Genomic DNA, 17,462 nt, shown 5'->3' with positions numbered 1-17,462 from the left:
GCCATCACCTTTATCCGGCAGGAGTACGAGAACCATGGCGAACGCACCGGTCCAGCGCATGTCCCAGCTGATGGCGAAAACACTGCGCGACGACCCGGCCGACGCCGAGGTCCTCAGCCACAAGCTCCTGGTCCGCGCGGGCTACGTCCGCCGCACCGCCGCCGGTATCTGGTCCTGGCTGCCGCTCGGCAAGAAGGTCCTGTCGAACGTCGAGCGGATCGTCCGTGAGGAGATGGACGCCATCGGCGCCCAGGAGGTCCTGCTCCCCGCCCTGCTGCCCCGGGAACCCTACGAGGCGACCGGCCGTTGGGAGGAGTACGGGGCGGAGCTGTTCCGCCTCCAGGACCGCAAGGGGGGCGACTACCTGCTGGGCCCGACGCACGAGGAGATCTTCACCCTGCTGGTGAAGGACCAGGCGTCGTCGTACAAGGACCTGCCCGTCATCCTCTACCAGATCCAGCACAAGTACCGTGACGAGGCCCGCCCCCGGGCCGGCATCCTGCGTGGCCGCGAGTTCCTGATGAAGGACTCGTACTCCTTCGACACGGAGGACGAGGGCCTCGCGAAGTCCTACGCCCTGCACCGCGAGGCGTACCAGAAGGTGTTCGCCCGCCTCGGCCTCGACTACCGCATCTGCGCCGCGACCGCCGGCGCGATGGGCGGCTCGAAGTCGGAGGAGTTCCTCGCCCCCGCCGAGGCCGGCGAGGACACCTTCGCGGACTGCCCGAACTGCGACTTCGCGGCGAACACGGAGGCGGTGAACTTCGCCCTCGTGCCCCAGGAGGCCACGGCCCCCGCGCTGGAGGAGATCCCCACCCCCGACACCCCGACGATCGAGACCCTGGCCGCCGCCCTCGGCGTCCCCGCCTCCGCGACCCTGAAGAACCTGCTGGTCAAGGTGGACGGCGAGATCGTCGCCGTCGGCGTCCCCGGTGACCGCGAGGTCGACCTCGGCAAGGTCGAGGCGCACTTCGCCCCCGCCACCGTCGAACTGGTCACCGCCGAGGACTTCACCGGCCGCCCCGACCTGGTCCGCGGCTACGTCGGTCCGCAGGGCCGGCAGGAGAAGCTCACGTACATCGCCGACCCGCGCGTGGCCCCCGGCACCGCCTGGATCACCGGCGCCAACAAGGACCAGACGCACGCGAAGAACGTCGTCGCGGGCCGTGACTTCGAGGTCGACGCGTACGTCGACGTCGTGGTCGTCCAGGAGGGCGACCCCTGCCCCGCCTGCGGCACCGGCCTCAAGCTGGACCGCGCCATCGAGATCGGCCACATCTTCCAGCTCGGCCGCAAGTACGCCGACGCCCTCAAGCTCGACGTCCTCGGCCAGCACGGCAAGCCCGTCCGCGTCACCATGGGCTCCTACGGCATCGGCGTCTCCCGCGCCGTCGCCGCGCTCGCCGAGCAGACCGCCGACGACAAGGGCCTGTGCTGGCCCGCCGAGGTCGCCCCGGCCGACGTCCACGTCGTCGCCGCCGGCAAGGCCCTCCAGACCGAACTGGCCCTGGAGGTCTCCGAGAAGCTCCGCGAGGCCGGTCTGCGGGTCCTCGTCGACGACCGCGCGGGCGTCTCGCCGGGCGTCAAGTTCACCGACTCCGAGCTGATGGGCGTCCCGAAGATCCTGGTCGCCGGCCGGCGTGCCGCCGAAGGCGTCCTGGAGCTGAAGGACCGCAGGACCGGTGAGCGCGAGGAGCTGACGGTGGACGAGGCGATCGCCCGCCTCAGCGCGTAAACCAACTCCTCAGAAACGTCTTTGGCCGCCTAAAGGGATCTCACAGACTTCTCTCAGGCCGTTCCCCGACCGTAGTGCGTGACAGAACGTCACCACGGAGGGGAACGGTCATGGCGACCAGGGAAGAGGAACGCGGCGCCGCCTCGGCGGTCCGCAGAGGAGCGAGGCGTACGGCGGCCTTCGCGGCGGCGGTGACGCTGGCCGCGGCGGCCGGGATGTTCGCGCTCGTCGGCACGATGCAGGCGGACGCGGGCACGACGGCGAGTTCGAGCACCAACTCGTCGAGCAGCAGCGGGAGTTCGTCCAGCGGCACGACTGACTCGTCCGGTACGACGGACAGTTCCAGCTCCACGACGGACAGCTCCTCGAACTCCGACAGCTCCAGTACCAGCAGCTCCACCACCGACTCCGGCTCCAGCGGCCTCACTTCGTCCTCCGGCGGCTCCTCCGACTCCACCTCGGGAGCGTCGTGATGACCACGTCGCTCGCGCCCCGCGTCACCGCCGCCACCGAATGGCGCGCCCTCGGCACCACGGTCCGCCTCCTCGTCACCGACCCGGCCCTCCTGGACCCCTGCAACCTCCTCCTCGCCCGCCACCTCGCCGAGGTCGACGCCGCGTGCAGCCGCTTCCGTCCGGACTCCGAACTCACCGCCCTGGACGGCACATCGGGCCGCCCGGTCCGGGTCAGCCCCCTCCTCGCCGAGGCCCTCGCGGTCGCCCTGAAGGCGGCCCGCGACACGGACGGCGCGGTCGATCCCACGGTCGGCACCGCCATGCGAGCCCTCGGCTACGACCGCGACTTCACCCTCGTCCGCGAGGACGACCGCCCGGTCCTCCTCACCCTGCGCCGCACACCCGGCTGGCGCACGGTCCGCCTCGACGGCGACACGGTCACCCTCCCCGAGGGCGTCCGCCTCGACCTGGGCGCGACGGCGAAGGCGTGGGCGGCGGACAAGGCGGCCGACACCCTTGCCCAGGCTGCCGGTTGCGGAGTCCTGGTGAGCCTCGGCGGCGACACGGCCGTAGCGGGCGAACCCCCGGCGGGCGGCTGGCAGATCCGCGTCCAGGACATCACGGGCCCGGTGGACGAGACGCCGACGCCGGGTACGTACGACACGGTCGGCCTCACCTCCGGCGGCCTCGCCACCTCCGGCACCACCGCCCGCCGCTGGCGCCGGGGCAGCCAGGACCTCCACCACATCGTCGACCCCCGTACGGGGCTGCCGGTCCGCTCCCCGTGGCGCACGGTCTCGGTGGCGGCGGCGACCTGCGCGGAGGCGAACGCGGCGAGCACGGCGGCACTGGTGAAGGGGGCGGGGGCGGACCACTGGCTGACCCGACAGGGCCTGCCCGCGAGGCTGGTGAGGCACGACGGGGAGATCGTCACCACGCCGGGCTGGCCCGGACCGGCCTCGTGGAGGGCAGCCGCATGACCTCCGAAACCCTCTGGTACGCCAACAGAGCCACCGGCGCCGTAACTCTCGTCCTCTTCACCGCGGTCGTCCTCCTCGGCATAGCGGTGAAACTGCGAACCCGCCTCCCCGGCCTCCCCCGCTTCGGCACCATCACCCTCCACCGCACCCTCTCCCTCTCCGCGACCGCCTTCCTGCTCCTCCACATCACCGCGGCGATCGTCGACACCTACGTCGACATCACCCTCACCGACGCGATCGTCCCCTTCCTCTCCGACTACCAGCCCTTCTGGCTCGGCCTCGGCACCGTCGCCCTCGACCTCATGCTCGCCGTCCTGATCACCAGCCTCCTCCGCGACCGCCTCGGCCACGGCACCTGGCGGACAGTCCACCGGCTCGCCTACGCCTCCTGGCCGATCGCCCTCGCCCACGGCATCGGCATCGGCACGGACACCGGCACCGACTGGATGACCTGGCTGACGATCACCTGCGTCACGACCGTGGTCGCCGCCTTCGCGATCCGCGTCACCCAGGCGGCCCGGGAGTCCCGCCGCACACCGACGACCCTCCTGCACACGGGAGCCCGCTCATGACCGCCACCTTCCCCGACCTCCACATGTCCCCCCGCCTCCTGGCCCCCGGCCACACTCCGGCGGACCTCCCCACCCACCTCCAGCGCTACGGCCCGGCCCGGTACGACGACCCAGAGCGCCTCCTCGCGACGCTCGCGGAGTCCGGCCTCACGGGCCGAGGCGGCGCCGCCTTCCCGGCGTACCGCAAACTCGTGGCCGTCCGGACCAACGGCACCCGCACCGGCCGGCCCCCGGTCGTGATCGCGAACGGCGCCGAAGGGGAACCCGCGAGCCGCAAGGACCGTACGCTGCTCCAGCTCTCGCCCCACCTCGTCCTGGACGGACTCCAGGCGGCGGCCCACGCGGTCGGCGCGGGGGAGGCGTACATCGCGGTGGAGGACGGCGCGACCTGGCTGGAGTCGGCGGTCGCCCAGCGCCGGGACGACCCCCTCCCGACGAAGGTGGTCAGACTCCCCAAGTCCTTCCTGTCCGGCCAGGCATCGGCGCTGGCCCGCTACGTCTCCGGCGGCCCCGCCGTCCCCGCCCACCAGGACCCGCCGGTCCGCGAACGGGGCGCGCACCGGGCGCCGACCCTGGTCCAGAACGTCGAGACCCTCGCCCACCTCGCCCTGATCGCCCGCTACGGCGCCGACTGGTTCCGTACGGCCGGCACCGCCGCCCACCCCGGCAGCGCACTCCTCACCCTGCACGTCCCCGGGAGGGAACCGAGGGTCGTCGAGGCGCCGTACGGCATGCGGATCGGCCGGCTCCTCCCGCTGGCCGACGTCTCGGCGGTCCTCGTCGGCGGCTACCACGGCACCTGGATACCGGCCGCCGAGGCCGCCGAAGTCCCGCTGAACGCCGACCACTTGGGGGCGGGCGTCCTCCTGGCCCTGCCGGTGACACGCTGCGGGGTACGGGAAACGGCGGACATCGTCCGGTACCTGGCCCTCCAGTCGGCCGGCCAGTGCGGACCGTGCCTCAACGGCCTCCCCCGGATGGCCAACGCCTTCGCGGCCCTCGCGACACCGGGCCCGCAGGGCAACGCCCGTACGGACCTGACCCGTTGGGCCGGCCTGGTGGAGGGGCGCGGCGCCTGCCACCACCCCGACGGAACGGTCCGCCTGGTCCGCAGCGCACTCACGACGTTCACCGCGGAACTCGACGCGCACGCCCAGGGACACTGCACGGCGAAGGGGAACCACTGACATGGACCAGCGCATCGACATCGACTGGACGTCCTGCCAGGCACACGGCCTGTGCGCGGAGCTGCTCCCGGAACACGTGCGACTGGACGAGTGGGGCTACCCGCTGCTGAGGGGCGCACCGATTCCGGAGAGCACGGCGAAGAGGGCGAAGAAAGCGGCAAAGGACTGCCCGGCCCTAGCGCTGAAACTAAAGACCAGCCATGTCTTTTAGGGGCGCGGGGAACTGCGCGACAAGCCACGAAGCACCCGCACTCGGCAACGCACCTTCAAAGCCACCCCGCAAATTCCAGCAGCAACTCCGCATCCCCCGCCCGCCCCACCCGCATCGCCCGCACCCCCGACTCCACCGCCCGGAACAGCACCCACCCCCGCAGCCGCTCCTGGTCCACGTCCAGCGCCTCGGCCAGCTTCTTCACCCGCCGCCGCGCGACCGCCGCCCCCGACGGCGACCCCACCAGATCCTCCACCCGGTCCCGGACCAGCCGGGCCAGATCGAACGCGCACTCACCCACCACCGGATCGGGCCCCACCGCCAGCCACGGCGACCGCTCACCCGCCAGCACCTTGCTCTGCCGGAACGTCCCGTGCAGCAACCGCACCTCGGGAGCCGACGCCACCAGCTCCGCCCGCACCCCCAGCGCCGCGTCGACCAACGCCCCCACGGCGGCGTCCCCGTGGTCCGTCGCCCGCATCGCCTCCGCCTGCCGCCCGGTCCGCTCGGCGACCGTCTCGAACACCCCGGCCCCACCGGCGCCTTCCGCGGGCGGCTCCACCCACAGCCGCCGCAGCGCCCCCGCCGCCTCCAGCGTCGCCTTCGCCTCCGGCAGGGTCCGCACCGACACGTCGGGCCGCAGCCGCTCCAGCAGCAGCACGCCCTCGCCCTCACCCGGCAGCACCTGAACGGCCCCGAGCCCACCCCAGTGCGTCAGCGCGGCCAGCTCCGCGCCCGGCCGGAACCGCTCGGGCGCGACCTTCAGCACAGCGGGACTCCCGTCCCCGCGCCGGACGAGCACGACGAGACTGCTGCGCCCCCCGGGCACCTGCACCCGCTCGACACTCACCCCGCACACCGCGACGGCCCGCTCGACGGCGGCCGGCAGCTCCGCCAGCCAGCCGGCAGCCCCCGGCACGCTCTCGGAGAGCGCCCGGACCAACCGCTGAGGCGGCTCGATGTGCGGCATGCGTGAGGTGTTCCCTTCCAGTTCCTGACCAAGCGGACGGGGCCGGCCGGCCCCGCGAGGCCGAGACGCGCCCGGAACAAGCCGAACACGCCCCGCACCCTCCGGCGAACGCAGCCCCCGACGGACCGGGACTCTGCGACCCCGGGAGCCGGAACCCCCGGTGTCCCCGGAACCCCGGCGCCCCAAGACCCGACCGCCGCCTACGCCCCCGACCCCGCCGACGGAGTCGCCCCCGCCGAAGTGGCCGAATCCTTTCCACCCCGCTCGGCGAGCCCAGGGAAGGCTACGTTGTCTCCGCCCCACCGCACCGCCCGCACCGCCGCTTCCCGCAGCGCCCCGGCCGCGTCACCGCGCCGGGTGCCGGTCGTGGCCCGCACCAGGTCGGAGTAGATCCCGGAGATCCGCTCCTCCAGCTCCGCGGCGAGCCGTACGGCGGAATCCGGCCCCTCCACCGGGAACGGCAGCGCGTACCCCGCGTTCGCGGCGACCGGCTCCGCGCCCAGGTCCCGTACGGTCCGCGCCAGCGAGTCCCGGCGGGCCCGGTGGGCGTCCCAGGCGGCCCGCGCCTCGGCACGCCGGGCCTCCCCGATCTGCCCGCCGACGACCCCGTACCCGTACACCGCCGCGTGCTCCGCGGCCAGCGCCGCCTGGACGGCGTCCAGCTCCGCGCTCATCGCGCTCCCTCCGTCAACACGTACGCGTGCACGGCCCCCGCCGCCGCCACCGACGCCAGCAGCCGCGCCAGCTCCCCGGGCACCGTCAGCAGATCGGCGGCCCGCCGATCGGCCAACGCCCGCTCGGCGGTGGCGAGTTGGGCGAGGGCGGTCTTGTCGTCGACGGGAGCGGCATCGGGGGACGCCGATCCCGTAGTACCCGTAGTACCCGTAGTACCCGTAGTACCCGTAGTACCCGCGCCCCCGCTCCCGCCCCCCGAGGACGGCGACGGCGACGCCGACCCCGTAGCCCCCGTACTCCCCCCGAACGCCCCCACATGCCGCGCCACCTCCCCCCGCAACGGCTCCAGCACCCCCGCGAGTCCGGGCCGGGCGGCGAGGACGGCGTCGTACCGGGTCAGCAGGACCTTGCTGTCCTGGGCCGCACGCGCGCGGACGCGTTGGGAGACCGAGGGGGCGCCCGCCGCGGTCTCCTCGGTGGAGGAGTTGGAGGAGCAGCCCGCGAGAAGGGCGGCGGCGCCGGCGCCCGCGCCGGCCAGGAAGGTTCTTCGGCGCGGTCCCGAGGGGGAGCGCGGCGGGGAGTACGGCACGTCAGACGTCCTCTGGATGGTCGTACGAAGGGATGGTCGGGCCCGACTGCGATCACCGTACCGGCGGCCCCCGCCCCCGGCGTCGCCAGGCACTGTCCCCCAGCCGGGGGACAGCCGAGGACAGTCGCGGGGACGGCCGGGGGGACAGCCGGGTGGACGGCAACACACCCCGCGACCGGATACCCTTTGACCAGACACGCGAACCGTTCCACAACAGCACACGCGGCCGAGGAGTCACCCGGATGAGCACCACCCAGAGCGAGAGGCTCCGAGAGCTCCTGGAACCGCTCGTCACCTCCCAGGGGCTGGACCTCGAAGAGATCGCGGTGGAGACCGTCGGCCGCAAGCGCGTGCTGCGTGTCGTCGTCGACTCGGACACCGGGGCCGACCTGGACGCCGTCGCCGATGTGAGCCGCGCGCTCTCGGCGAAGCTCGACGAGACGAACGCGATGGGCGACGCCGCGTACGACCTGGAGGTCGGCACCCCCGGCGCCGAGCGCCCGCTCAAGGAACACCGGCACTACGTGCGCGCCGTCGACCGCCTGGTCCGGTTCCAGCTCACCGACGGCGGTGACGTCACCGCCCGCATCCTCGCCGTGGACGACGAGGGCCTCGACCTGGAGGTGCCCGGCGTGAAGGGCCGCAAGGCCACCGCCCGCAGGCTCGCCTTCACCGACGTCGACAAGGCCCGCGTCCAGGTCGAGTTCAACCGTAAAGACAGCAGCGACACCACCGACAACAGCGACAACAACGAGAAGGAAGAGGAGGCGTAGCCGTGGACATCGACATGAGTGCCCTGCGGGGTTTGGTACGGGAGAAGGAGATCTCCTTCGACCTGCTGGTCGAGGCGATCGAGTCGGCCCTCCTCATCGCCTACCACCGCACCGAGGGAAGCCGCCGCCGCGCGCGCGTCAAGCTCGACCGGGAGACCGGGCACGTGACCGTGTGGGCGAAGGAGGACCCGGACGACCTGGAGGAGGGGCAGGAGCCCCGCGAGTTCGACGACACCCCGTCGGACTTCGGCCGGATCGCCGCCAGCACCGCCAAGCAGGTCATCCTCCAGCGCCTGCGGGACGCCGAGGACGACGCGACGCTCGGCGAGTACGCCGGCCGTGAGGGCGACATCGTCACCGGCGTCGTCCAGCAGGGCCGCGACCCGAAGAACGTCCTGGTCGACATCGGCAAGCTGGAGGCCATCCTGCCCGTGCAGGAGCAGGTCCCCGGCGAGACGTACACGCACGGCCTGCGCCTGCGCTCGTACGTCGTCCGGGTCGCCAAGGGCGTCCGGGGCCCGTCCGTCACCCTCTCGCGCACGCACCCCAACCTGGTGAAGAAGCTCTTCGCCCTGGAGGTGCCGGAGATCGCCGACGGCTCCGTCGAGATCGCCGCCATCGCCCGTGAGGCCGGTCACCGTACGAAGATCGCCGTCCGCTCCACCCGCAGCGGCCTGAACGCCAAGGGCGCCTGCATCGGCCCGATGGGCGGCCGGGTGCGCAACGTGATGGGCGAGCTGAACGGCGAGAAGATCGACATCGTCGACTGGTCGGACGACCCGGCGGAGATGGTCGCCAACGCCCTGTCACCCGCGCGGGTGTCCAAGGTGGAGGTCGTCGACCTCGCCGCCCGCTCCGCCCGGGTGACCGTCCCCGACTACCAGCTGTCGCTGGCGATCGGCAAGGAGGGCCAGAACGCCCGTCTCGCCGCCCGGCTGACCGGCTGGCGGATCGACATCCGGCCGGACACCGAACAGCAGGAACCCCAGGCCGGGGAATAGATCACGCCGGTCAACGGCTGGATCACGTCAGTTATATCGCGGCACGTGTTCGACTCCTGACCCAAAGGGGTGAGGTCGCCGCGGGGAGGTAGACTTAACAGTGTCTGGCCGGACGCACGCCCGAGCATGCCCTGAACGCACCTGTGTGGGGTGCCGGGAGCGAACGGCCAAGACAGGACTGCTGCGCATCGTGGCGGCCGAGGGCGAATGCGTCCCCGACCCTCGCGGTACGCTGCCCGGCCGGGGCGCGTATCTGCACCCCGTCCCTGTCTGTCTCGATCAGGCGGTACGCCGCCGGGCGTTCACGCGGGCCTTGCGAGCCCCGGGTGCGCTCGACACAAAGGTGTTGCGCCAGTACGTCGAGCAGACGACCGTTGCCGATCAGGCGACACCGTAAGGAAGTGGCGCGCGGACCGTCCGCGTGGCCAGGTACCCCGCGAGTTGGAAGTAGGTCGAGATTGCGATGAGCACTCGATGAGCACGCGATGAGTACGCCCATGAAGTAGCGACGGTCCGGACTGAACCCGGACCTCAAAGGAGCGAAGTGGCTAAGGTCCGGGTATACGAACTCGCCAAGGAGTTCGGTGTGGAGAGCAAGGTCGTCATGGCCAAGCTCCAGGAACTCGGTGAATTCGTCCGTTCGGCGTCTTCGACCATCGAAGCGCCCGTCGTACGCAAGCTGACGGACGCCTTCCAGGGCGGCGGCAAGCCCGCCCCCCGCAAGGCTGCCCCCAAGCCCGGCGCGCCCTCCCCGGCGGCGTCGGCACGTCCGGGACCGCCGAAGCCGGCGGCCCCCAAGCCTCTGGCGGCGCAGGCACCCGCGGCTCCGGCCGCCCCGGTGACCCCCGCGCCCGCCCCGCAGGCCCAGGCACCCTCCGCGCCGGCCCCCGCGGCCCAGGCGCCCTCCGCCGGTCCGCGTCCGGGTCCCAAGCCCGCGCCGCGTCCGGCCCCGGCCGTCCCGGAGTTCACCGCTCCGCCGTCGGCCCCGGCCCCGCAGACGCCCGCCGCGCAGGGGCCCCGCCCCGGTGGCCCGCGTCCCGGTCCGGCCCCCAAGCCCGGTTCCCGTCCGGCCCCGCAGGGCCAGGGCGACCGCGGCCAGCGTCCGTCCGGTGACCGTGGTCCGCGCCCCGGTGGCGCTCCCGGTGCCCGTCCGGGCGCCCGTCCGGCCGGTCCCCGTCCGGGCAACAACCCGTTCACGTCCGGCGGCAACGCCGGCATGGGCGCTCCGCGTCCGCAGGGCCCCCGTCCGCAGGGCGCGGGTCCGCGTCCCGGCCCCGGTGGCGCTCCCGGCGCCGGTCCCCGTCCGCAGGGCCCCGGTGCCCAGCAGGGCGGCGGTCCTCGTCCGCAGGCTCCCGGCGGCGCTCGTCCGTCTCCCGGCGGCATGCCGCGTCCGCAGGGTCCCGGTGCCGGTGGCCCGCGTCCCGGCGGTCCCCGTCCCAACCCGGGCATGATGCCGCAGCGTCCGGCTGCCGGCCCGCGTCCCGGCGGCGGCCCCGGTGGCCGTGGTCCCGGTGGCGGTCCCGGCCGTCCCGGCGGCGGTGGCGGTCGTCCCGGTGGCGGCGGCGGCTTCGCCGGTCGTCCCGGTGGCGGCGGTGGCGGCTTCGCCCGTCCCGGCGGCGGTGGCGGTGCCGGTGGTGGCGCCGGCCGTCCCGGCGGCGGTGGCGGCTTCGGTGGCGGTGGCGGCGGTGGCCGTCCCGGCTTCGGCGGCCGTCCCGGCGGTCCCGGTGGCCGTGGTGGCACGCAGGGCGCCTTCGGCCGTCCCGGCGGTCCCGCGCGTCGCGGTCGCAAGTCGAAGCGGCAGAGGCGCCAGGAGTACGAGGCCATGCAGGCCCCGAGCGTCGGCGGCGTGATGCTGCCGCGCGGCAACGGCGAGACCATCCGTCTCTCCCGCGGCGCGTCGCTCACGGACTTCGCGGAGAAGATCAACGCCAACCCGGCGTCCCTGGTCGCGGTCATGATGAACCTCGGCGAAATGGTCACGGCGACCCAGTCCGTCTCCGACGAGACGCTGGAGCTGCTGGCCGGCGAGATGAACTACACGGTTCAGATCGTCAGCCCCGAGGAGGAGGACCGCGAGCTGCTCGGGTCCTTCGACATCGAGTTCGGCGAGGACGAGGGCGACGAGGACGACCTGGTGGTCCGTCCCCCGGTCGTCACCGTCATGGGTCACGTCGACCACGGTAAGACCCGACTCCTGGACGCGATCCGCAAGACGAACGTCATCGCGGGCGAGGCCGGCGGCATCACCCAGCACATCGGTGCCTACCAGGTCGCGACCGAGGTCAACGGCGAGGACCGCGCGATCACCTTCATCGACACCCCGGGTCACGAGGCGTTCACCGCCATGCGTGCCCGTGGTGCCCGGTCGACGGACATCGCGATCCTGGTCGTCGCGGCCAACGACGGCGTCATGCCGCAGACGGTCGAGGCGCTCAACCACGCCAAGGCGGCCGACGTCCCGATCGTCGTCGCGGTCAACAAGATCGACGTCGAGGGCGCCGACCCGACCAAGGTGCGCGGCCAGCTCACCGAGTACGGTCTGGTGGCCGAGGAGTACGGCGGCGACACCATGTTCGTCGACATCTCCGCCAAGCAGGGTCTGCACATCGACTCCCTGCTGGAGGCCGTGGTCCTCACCGCGGACGCCTCACTCGACCTGCGGGCCAACCCGCACCAGGACGCGCAGGGTATCTCCATCGAGTCGCGCCTCGACCGCGGTCGCGGTGCCGTCTCCACGGTCCTCGTCCAGCGAGGCACCCTGCGGGTCGGCGACACGATGGTCGTCGGCGACGCGTACGGCCGCGTCCGGGCGATGCTCGACGACAACGGCAACAACGTGACGGAAGCCGGCCCCTCGACCCCGGTCCAGGTGCTCGGTCTCACCAACGTCCCGGGTGCGGGCGACAACTTCCTCGTCGTCGACGAGGACCGCACCGCCCGCCAGATCGCCGAGAAGCGCGCCGCTCGCGAGCGCAACGCGGCGTTCGCCAAGCGCGTCCGCCGGGTCTCCCTCGAAGACCTGGACAAGGTGCTCAAGGCCGGCGAGATCCAGCAGCTCAACCTCATCATCAAGGGTGACGCTTCTGGTTCCGTCGAGGCCCTGGAGTCCTCCCTGCTCCAGCTCGACGTCGGCGAAGAGGTCGACATCCGGGTCCTGCACCGCGGCGTCGGTGCGGTCACGGAGTCCGACATCGACCTGGCCATGGGCTCGGACGCCATCGTCATCGGCTTCAACGTCCGCGCGGCCGGCCGCGCGGCGCAGATGGCCGAGCGCGAGGGTGTCGACGTCCGGTACTACTCGGTCATCTACCAGGCGATCGAGGAGATCGAGGCGGCCCTGAAGGGCATGCTGAAGCCGGAGTACGAAGAGGTCGAGCTCGGTACGGCGGAGATCCGCGAGGTCTTCAAGTCGTCCAAGCTGGGCAACATCGCCGGTGTCCTCATCCGCTCCGGCGAGGTCAAGCGCAACACGAAGGCCCGCCTCGTCCGCGACGGCAAGGTCATCGCGGAGAACCTCAACATCGAGGGTCTGCGGCGCTTCAAGGACGACGTCACCGAGATCCGCGAAGGGTTCGAGGGCGGTATCAACCTCGGCAACTTCAACGACATCAAGATCGACGACGTCATCGCGACGTACGAGATGCGCGAGAAGCCGCGCGTCTAGTTCTTGGCCGACGGTTCGTGCTGGTCGGCGGGAGTTCGCTTCCGTCGGCCAGCGCGCCGTTGTTTGTGGGGGCTGGTGTTTTCCGGCGTCCCCAGCGGGACGAATATCCGTCGAGCGGCCTCGGCCCTTGCGTGTACGGTTCCCGTATCGGTGCCCGAGCGCGGCGCCCGTACCCCGTACCGGCGGGACATCCGGATACACACATGTACGTGGGGACTCTGTCCTTCGATCTTCTCCTCGGCGATGTCCACTCGCTGAAGGAGAAGCGTTCCGTCGTCCGTCCGATCGTGGCCGAGCTCCAGCGCAAGTACGCGGTGAGCGTGGCCGAGACGGGGAACCAGGATCTGCACCGCAGGGCCGAGATCGGGCTCGCGGTGGTCTCGGGGGACGTGGAACACCTGACCGATGTACTGGACCGCTGCGAGCGCCTCGTCGCCGCGCGGCCGGAGGTGGAGCTGCTCTCGGTTCGACGCAGGCTCCACGGCGACGAAGACTGAACCAAGCGGCAACTCAGCAAGTAGTAGTGACGAAGGAGACGGACCAGTGGCCGACAACGCGCGCGCCAAGAGGCTGGCGGACCTCATCCGAGAAGTGGTGGCCCAGAAGCTCCAGCGGGGTGTCAAAGACCCCCGGCTCGGTACGCACGTCACCATCACGGACGCCCGGGTCACCGGTGACCTGCGGGAGGCGACCGTCTTCTACACGGTGTACGGCGGTGAGGAGGAGCGGGCCGAGGCCGCGGCCGGACTGGAGAGCGCCAAGGGCATCCTGCGCTCCGAGGTGGGCCGCGCGGCCGGCGTGAAGTTCACGCCGACCCTGACGTTCGTCGCGGACGCCCTCCCCGACAACGCCCGCACCATCGAGGACCTCCTCGACAAGGCGCGCCAGTCCGACGAGAAGGTCCGCGAGGCATCGGCCGGCGCGGACTACGCCGGCGGCGCCGACCCGTACAAGAAGCCCGGCGACGAGACGGACGACAGCGCCGAATGACCAGCAAGCCCACCCCGCCCGACGGCCTCGTCATCGTGGACAAGCCGTCGGGCTTCACCTCGCACGACGTGGTCGCCAAGATGCGCGGCATCGCCCGCACCCGCCGCGTCGGCCACGCCGGCACCCTCGACCCGATGGCGACGGGCGTCCTCGTCCTCGGCGTCGAGCGGGCCACGAAGCTCCTCGGGCACCTCGCCCTCACGGAGAAGGAGTACCTCGGCACGATCCGCCTCGGCCAGACGACCGTCACGGACGACGCGGAGGGCGAGATCACGGCGTCGGCCGACGCGTCCAAGGTGACGCGCGAACTGGTCGACGACGGCGTCGCCAAGCTCACCGGCGACATCATGCAGGTCCCCTCCAAGGTCAGCGCCATCAAGATCGACGGCGTCCGCTCCTACAAGCGGGCCCGCGACGGTGAGGACTTCGAGATCCCGGCCCGCCCGGTGAAGATCTCCTCCTTCCAGGTGTACGACGTCCGCGAGGCCGTCGCCGAGGACGGCACCCCCGTCCTCGACCTGGTCGTCTCCGTCGTCTGCTCCTCCGGGACCTACATCCGCGCCCTCGCCCGCGACCTCGGCGCGGACCTCGGCGTCGGCGGCCACCTCACGGCGCTGCGCCGCACCCGGGTCGGCCCCTACAAGCTGGACTCCGCGCGCACGCTCGACCAGCTCCAGCAGGAGCTGACGGTCATGCCGGTCGCGGAGGCGGCCACCGCTGCGTTCCGCCGCTGGGACGTCGACGCGAAGCGGGCCCGCCTGCTGCTGAACGGCGTCCGCCTGGACATGCCCGACGAGTACGCGGGCGCCGGCGCGGTCGCCGTCTTCGACCCCGAGGGGCGCTTCCTCGCGCTGGTGGAGTCCGAGAAGGGGAAGGCGAAGAGCCTGGCGGTCTTCGGCTGAGCCCCTGAGTCCCTGAGCCTGTGGGGCCCGTGGAGCGGCGAGCACGGGGTGTGCCTGCCGCCGCTCCACGGGTTCTCCCCCCTCGGTTCCCCCACCCCTAGGGTTGTCCATCCGCCCCCGTCCATTCACCCGTCCGGGCGGGCGCTCGGAGTGAACCGAGGGAGCGTGAGGGGGCGCGTTCGCCCCGCGATCTGTCCCGCCGATCACCGCCGCCCTACCGTCGGGGTGAGGGCGGACGCGCGGCGGGAGGGGCAGCGGATGGGGGAGCGGGACGATCCGGACGACGTCGGCGTGCCGAGCGCGGACGTCGTCGTCCGTATCCGGGATCTCGCCGGGCGCCCCCGCGGCCTCGGCTTCCTCGCGGACCACCACGGCACGCTGATCACCGCGCACGAAGTGGTCGACGGCCTCCCCAGGATCGTCCTGTACGGCGCTGGCGACCGGACCTGCGTCGTCACCGCCGACGCGGTCACCCCGCTGCCGGAGCTGGACCTCGCGCTCGTCCGCACGGACGGCCTCGGCACGGACCCCCTCCCGGTGACCGTCCGGGACGAGGTGCCCGAGGGCACGTACGTCCGGGTCGCGGCGGGCGCCTGGCGGGAGGCCAGGGTGCTGTGCGCCGCCCAGGTCACCTACACCGCCACCGACCGCTTCCACCTCCTCGACGACGCCCTCGAACTCGCCATCGGCACCACCGGCCGCGACGCGCTGCGCCTCGGCGGCGGGGCGGCGGGCGGGCCCGTCCTCGACGCGGCCACCGGAACGGTCGTCGCCGTCCTCGGCACGGCCCTCCACTCCGCCCACCGCGACGTGGGCTTCGCCATCCCCCTCCGCCCCTCAGCCACCCGCAGCGCCCCCCTCACCACCCTCCTCACCCACAACGCGGCAACAGTCCCCGCCTACGGCCCCGACCTCAACCTCGCGGGCGTCCTGGAACTGACAGCGACATCAGTGGGCTCGGACGGGCCGCAGGGGGCGTTGTCGGGGTGCGTCGGGGGGTGGCCGGGAGAGGCGGAGGGGGAGTACGGGGTGGCTGGGGGCGGGACGACAGGGAAGTACTGGGACGCGGGTGTCGACGGGGGCGGCAGGGCAAGTGGTGTCTGGGGTGGGGGTGTTGGCGAGAGCGGGGAGGCCGGTGCGGGTGTTGGTGAGGGTGAGCAGGTGTGGGCTGCCAGTGGCAGGGGTGTTGACGGGGGTGCTCGGAGCGCCGGCGTCGGTGAGGGTGGGGGGCGTAGCTGGTTCGGTGGGGGAGGGGGGAAGGCGGGCGGTGGTGGGGGGTGGTTCGGGGGCGTCGGTGTCGTACCTGTCGAACGGGCCGTGCCTGTGCGGGAGTTCGCCGCGTTCTCGGCGGGGACGGCGTCCGTGCTCGCGCTGGTGGGGCCGCCCGGGAGCGGCCGTACGACGGAGCTGGCGGCGTTGGCCGCGCGGCGGCACCGAGCTGTCGAGCCGGCGCCGACGCTCTGGCTGAGGGGAGCGGATCTGCGGGACGACGACGAGTCGCTGGCGGACGCGGCGGGCCGTGCGCTGCGCAGGGCCGCGAGAATCGTCACGACCTCCCAGGCACCGACGGCACCCCCCGACCCCGAGACGCTCACCCCCGCCGACCTCTCCCACATCGCCCGCACCGCCGGCCGCCCCCTCTATCTCCTCCTCGACGGCCCCGAGGAGATGCCCCCCGTCCTGGCCCACCGCCTCTCCGCCTGGACGAACGGAACGGTCCACTGGCTCCACGAGACCGGCGCCCGCCTGGTCCTCGCGTGCAGGCCGGAGTACTGGGAGTCAGCGGGCACCCACTTCCCACCGGCCATGCTCCACACCCCCCACCCGAACCCCACCCCCGCACCCCCCTCCGACGCCTCCCACCCGAACCCCACCACCGAGCCGCCCGCCGCCCGGCACCCGAACCGCGCCACCGAGCCGACTTCCCAGCCGTCCGGTGCCCAGCACGCGGACCGTGTTGCTGCGTCGGCGTCTCAGCCCTCCGACGCCCTGCACGTGGACCGTGCTGCTGGGTCGGCTCCGCAGTCGTCCGGCGCCTTGCACCCGACCTTCACCCCTGCGTCGGAGTTTCAGTCCTCGGGCACCCTGCACGCGGACTGCGCTACCGAGCCGCCCGGTGCCCAGCACGCGGACCGTGTTGCTGCGTCGGCGTCTCAGCCCTCCGACGCCCTGCACGTGGATCGAACTGCCGGGTCGGCTCCGCAGTCGTCCGGCGTCTTGCACCCGACCCTCGCCCCTACGTCGGCTTCCCAGTTCTCCGCTGCCCGGCACGCGGACCGCGCCACTGAACCGACCGCGCAGTCCTCCGATGCCTTGCGTGCGGACCCCGCTGCCGAGTCGGCCTCCCAGCCCTCCGGCGCCTTGCATCCGACCTTCGCCCCTGCACAAGCCTCCCAGCCCTCCGACGTCCTGCATTCGACCCTCGCCCCCGCGCCAACTTCCCAGCCCTCCGGCCCCCTACCCCCGACCCTCGCCCCCGCGTCAACCTCCCAGCCCCCCAGCCCCCTCCCCCCGACCCTCGCCGCCTCACCAGCCCCCCAATCCCCCCACCCGACCCCCGTCACCTTGCCAGCCCCCCAGCCTCCCCACGTCTCCCACCCCACCCCGCCAGCCCCCCAGTCCCCCCACCCCACCTCGTCGGCCCCCCAGCCTTCCGAAGCCCCCCACCCCCCTCCACCTCACCCCACCACCCCCACCCACCCCCCAGCCCGTCCGGCGTTTGAGGACAAGGCCCGTTCAGGGCCGGAGCGGGGGCCGG

Annotated in this window: 16 protein-coding genes and 1 pseudogene; 13 read left to right on the top strand and 4 right to left on the bottom strand. The window is 72.9% G+C overall.

From position 1 onward, the window contains the following. Window positions 1–34 precede the first annotated feature (34 nt). Window positions 35–1,735, top strand: coding sequence for a proline--tRNA ligase (locus ABZX85_RS45455; RefSeq protein ID WP_355883573.1), 1,701 nt, complete (start codon window positions 35–37; stop codon window positions 1,733–1,735). Window positions 1,736–1,775: 40 nt separating this feature from the next. Here the strand turns inward: ABZX85_RS45455 and ABZX85_RS45450 are convergent, their stop codons facing one another. Then, window positions 1,776–2,192: a hypothetical protein gene (locus ABZX85_RS45450; RefSeq protein WP_355883570.1), complete on the bottom strand. Its 417-nt coding sequence runs from the start codon at window positions 2,190–2,192 to the stop codon at window positions 1,776–1,778. Window positions 2,193–2,207: 15 nt separating this feature from the next. On the opposite strand from ABZX85_RS45450, the gene ABZX85_RS45445 reads away from it, so the two are divergent. The 4 genes from ABZX85_RS45445 to ABZX85_RS45430 are packed head-to-tail and all read left to right on the top strand — an operon-like array spanning window position 2,208 to window position 5,140. Next, window positions 2,208–3,170: an FAD:protein FMN transferase gene (locus tag ABZX85_RS45445; RefSeq protein ID WP_355883567.1), complete on the top strand. Its 963-nt coding sequence runs from the start codon at window positions 2,208–2,210 to the stop codon at window positions 3,168–3,170. Further along, entirely contained in the window at window positions 3,167–3,742 is a 576-nt protein-coding gene (locus tag ABZX85_RS45440; protein WP_355883564.1) for a ferric reductase-like transmembrane domain-containing protein, read from the top strand. The genes ABZX85_RS45445 and ABZX85_RS45440 overlap by 4 nt, the downstream gene beginning before the upstream one ends. Beyond that, complete coding sequence (locus tag ABZX85_RS45435) at window positions 3,739–4,929, top strand: NADH-ubiquinone oxidoreductase-F iron-sulfur binding region domain-containing protein (RefSeq protein WP_355883561.1); 1,191 nt, start codon at window positions 3,739–3,741, stop codon at window positions 4,927–4,929. The genes ABZX85_RS45440 and ABZX85_RS45435 overlap by 4 nt, the downstream gene beginning before the upstream one ends. A gap of 1 nt (window position 4,930) precedes the next feature. Then, window positions 4,931–5,140, top strand: coding sequence for a ferredoxin (locus ABZX85_RS45430; protein ID WP_355883558.1), 210 nt, complete (start codon window positions 4,931–4,933; stop codon window positions 5,138–5,140). Between the two features lie 55 nt (window positions 5,141–5,195). On the opposite strand, the gene ABZX85_RS45425 is transcribed toward ABZX85_RS45430, so the two are convergent. The 3 genes from ABZX85_RS45425 to ABZX85_RS45415 form a co-directional block, all read right to left on the bottom strand. Beyond that, window positions 5,196–6,110 (bottom strand): aminoglycoside phosphotransferase family protein, encoded by a 915-nt coding sequence (locus tag ABZX85_RS45425; RefSeq protein ID WP_355883555.1) that lies wholly within the window; start codon window positions 6,108–6,110, stop codon window positions 5,196–5,198. 200 nt (window positions 6,111–6,310) lie between these two features. Next, window positions 6,311–6,784: a ferritin-like domain-containing protein gene (locus ABZX85_RS45420; RefSeq protein WP_355883552.1), complete on the bottom strand. Its 474-nt coding sequence runs from the start codon at window positions 6,782–6,784 to the stop codon at window positions 6,311–6,313. Then, the gene (locus tag ABZX85_RS45415; protein WP_355883549.1) at window positions 6,781–7,374 is read right to left on the bottom strand and encodes a hypothetical protein; all 594 of its coding nucleotides are present in this window, start codon (window positions 7,372–7,374) and stop codon (window positions 6,781–6,783) included. The genes ABZX85_RS45420 and ABZX85_RS45415 overlap by 4 nt, the downstream gene beginning before the upstream one ends. A 242-nt stretch (window positions 7,375–7,616) precedes the next feature. Between ABZX85_RS45415 and rimP the strand changes: the two genes are divergently transcribed. From rimP to ABZX85_RS45375, 8 genes and pseudogenes are all read left to right on the top strand, one after another. After that, entirely contained in the window at window positions 7,617–8,147 is a 531-nt protein-coding gene (gene rimP / locus ABZX85_RS45410) for a ribosome maturation factor RimP (protein ID WP_355883546.1), read from the top strand. Window positions 8,148–8,149: 2 nt separating this feature from the next. Next, entirely contained in the window at window positions 8,150–9,148 is a 999-nt protein-coding gene (gene nusA / locus ABZX85_RS45405; RefSeq protein WP_355883543.1) for a transcription termination factor NusA, read from the top strand. A gap of 100 nt (window positions 9,149–9,248) precedes the next feature. Then, the gene (locus ABZX85_RS45400; protein ID WP_355883540.1) at window positions 9,249–9,545 is read left to right on the top strand and encodes a YlxR family protein; all 297 of its coding nucleotides are present in this window, start codon (window positions 9,249–9,251) and stop codon (window positions 9,543–9,545) included. Window positions 9,546–9,692: 147 nt separating this feature from the next. Further along, the gene (gene infB, locus ABZX85_RS45395) at window positions 9,693–12,812 is read left to right on the top strand and encodes a translation initiation factor IF-2 (RefSeq protein WP_355883537.1); all 3,120 of its coding nucleotides are present in this window, start codon (window positions 9,693–9,695) and stop codon (window positions 12,810–12,812) included. A 203-nt stretch (window positions 12,813–13,015) separates the two neighbouring features. Then, window positions 13,016–13,309 (top strand): DUF503 domain-containing protein, encoded by a 294-nt coding sequence (locus ABZX85_RS45390; RefSeq protein WP_355883534.1) that lies wholly within the window; start codon window positions 13,016–13,018, stop codon window positions 13,307–13,309. A 46-nt stretch (window positions 13,310–13,355) separates the two neighbouring features. Then, window positions 13,356–13,802, top strand: coding sequence for a 30S ribosome-binding factor RbfA (gene rbfA, locus ABZX85_RS45385; protein WP_355883531.1), 447 nt, complete (start codon window positions 13,356–13,358; stop codon window positions 13,800–13,802). Then, complete coding sequence (gene truB, locus ABZX85_RS45380; RefSeq protein ID WP_355883528.1) at window positions 13,799–14,704, top strand: tRNA pseudouridine(55) synthase TruB; 906 nt, start codon at window positions 13,799–13,801, stop codon at window positions 14,702–14,704. Before rbfA ends, truB begins: the two co-directional genes overlap by 4 nt. Before the next feature lie 258 nt (window positions 14,705–14,962). Next, window positions 14,963–17,462: pseudogene (locus ABZX85_RS45375) on the top strand (hypothetical protein); the annotation flags it as partial.

This window comes from Streptomyces sp. NPDC004539 (genome assembly GCF_040610055.1).
Classification (GTDB): Bacteria; Actinomycetota; Actinomycetes; order Streptomycetales; family Streptomycetaceae; genus Streptomyces.
This window is presented reverse-complemented; position numbering and strand designations above follow the sequence as displayed.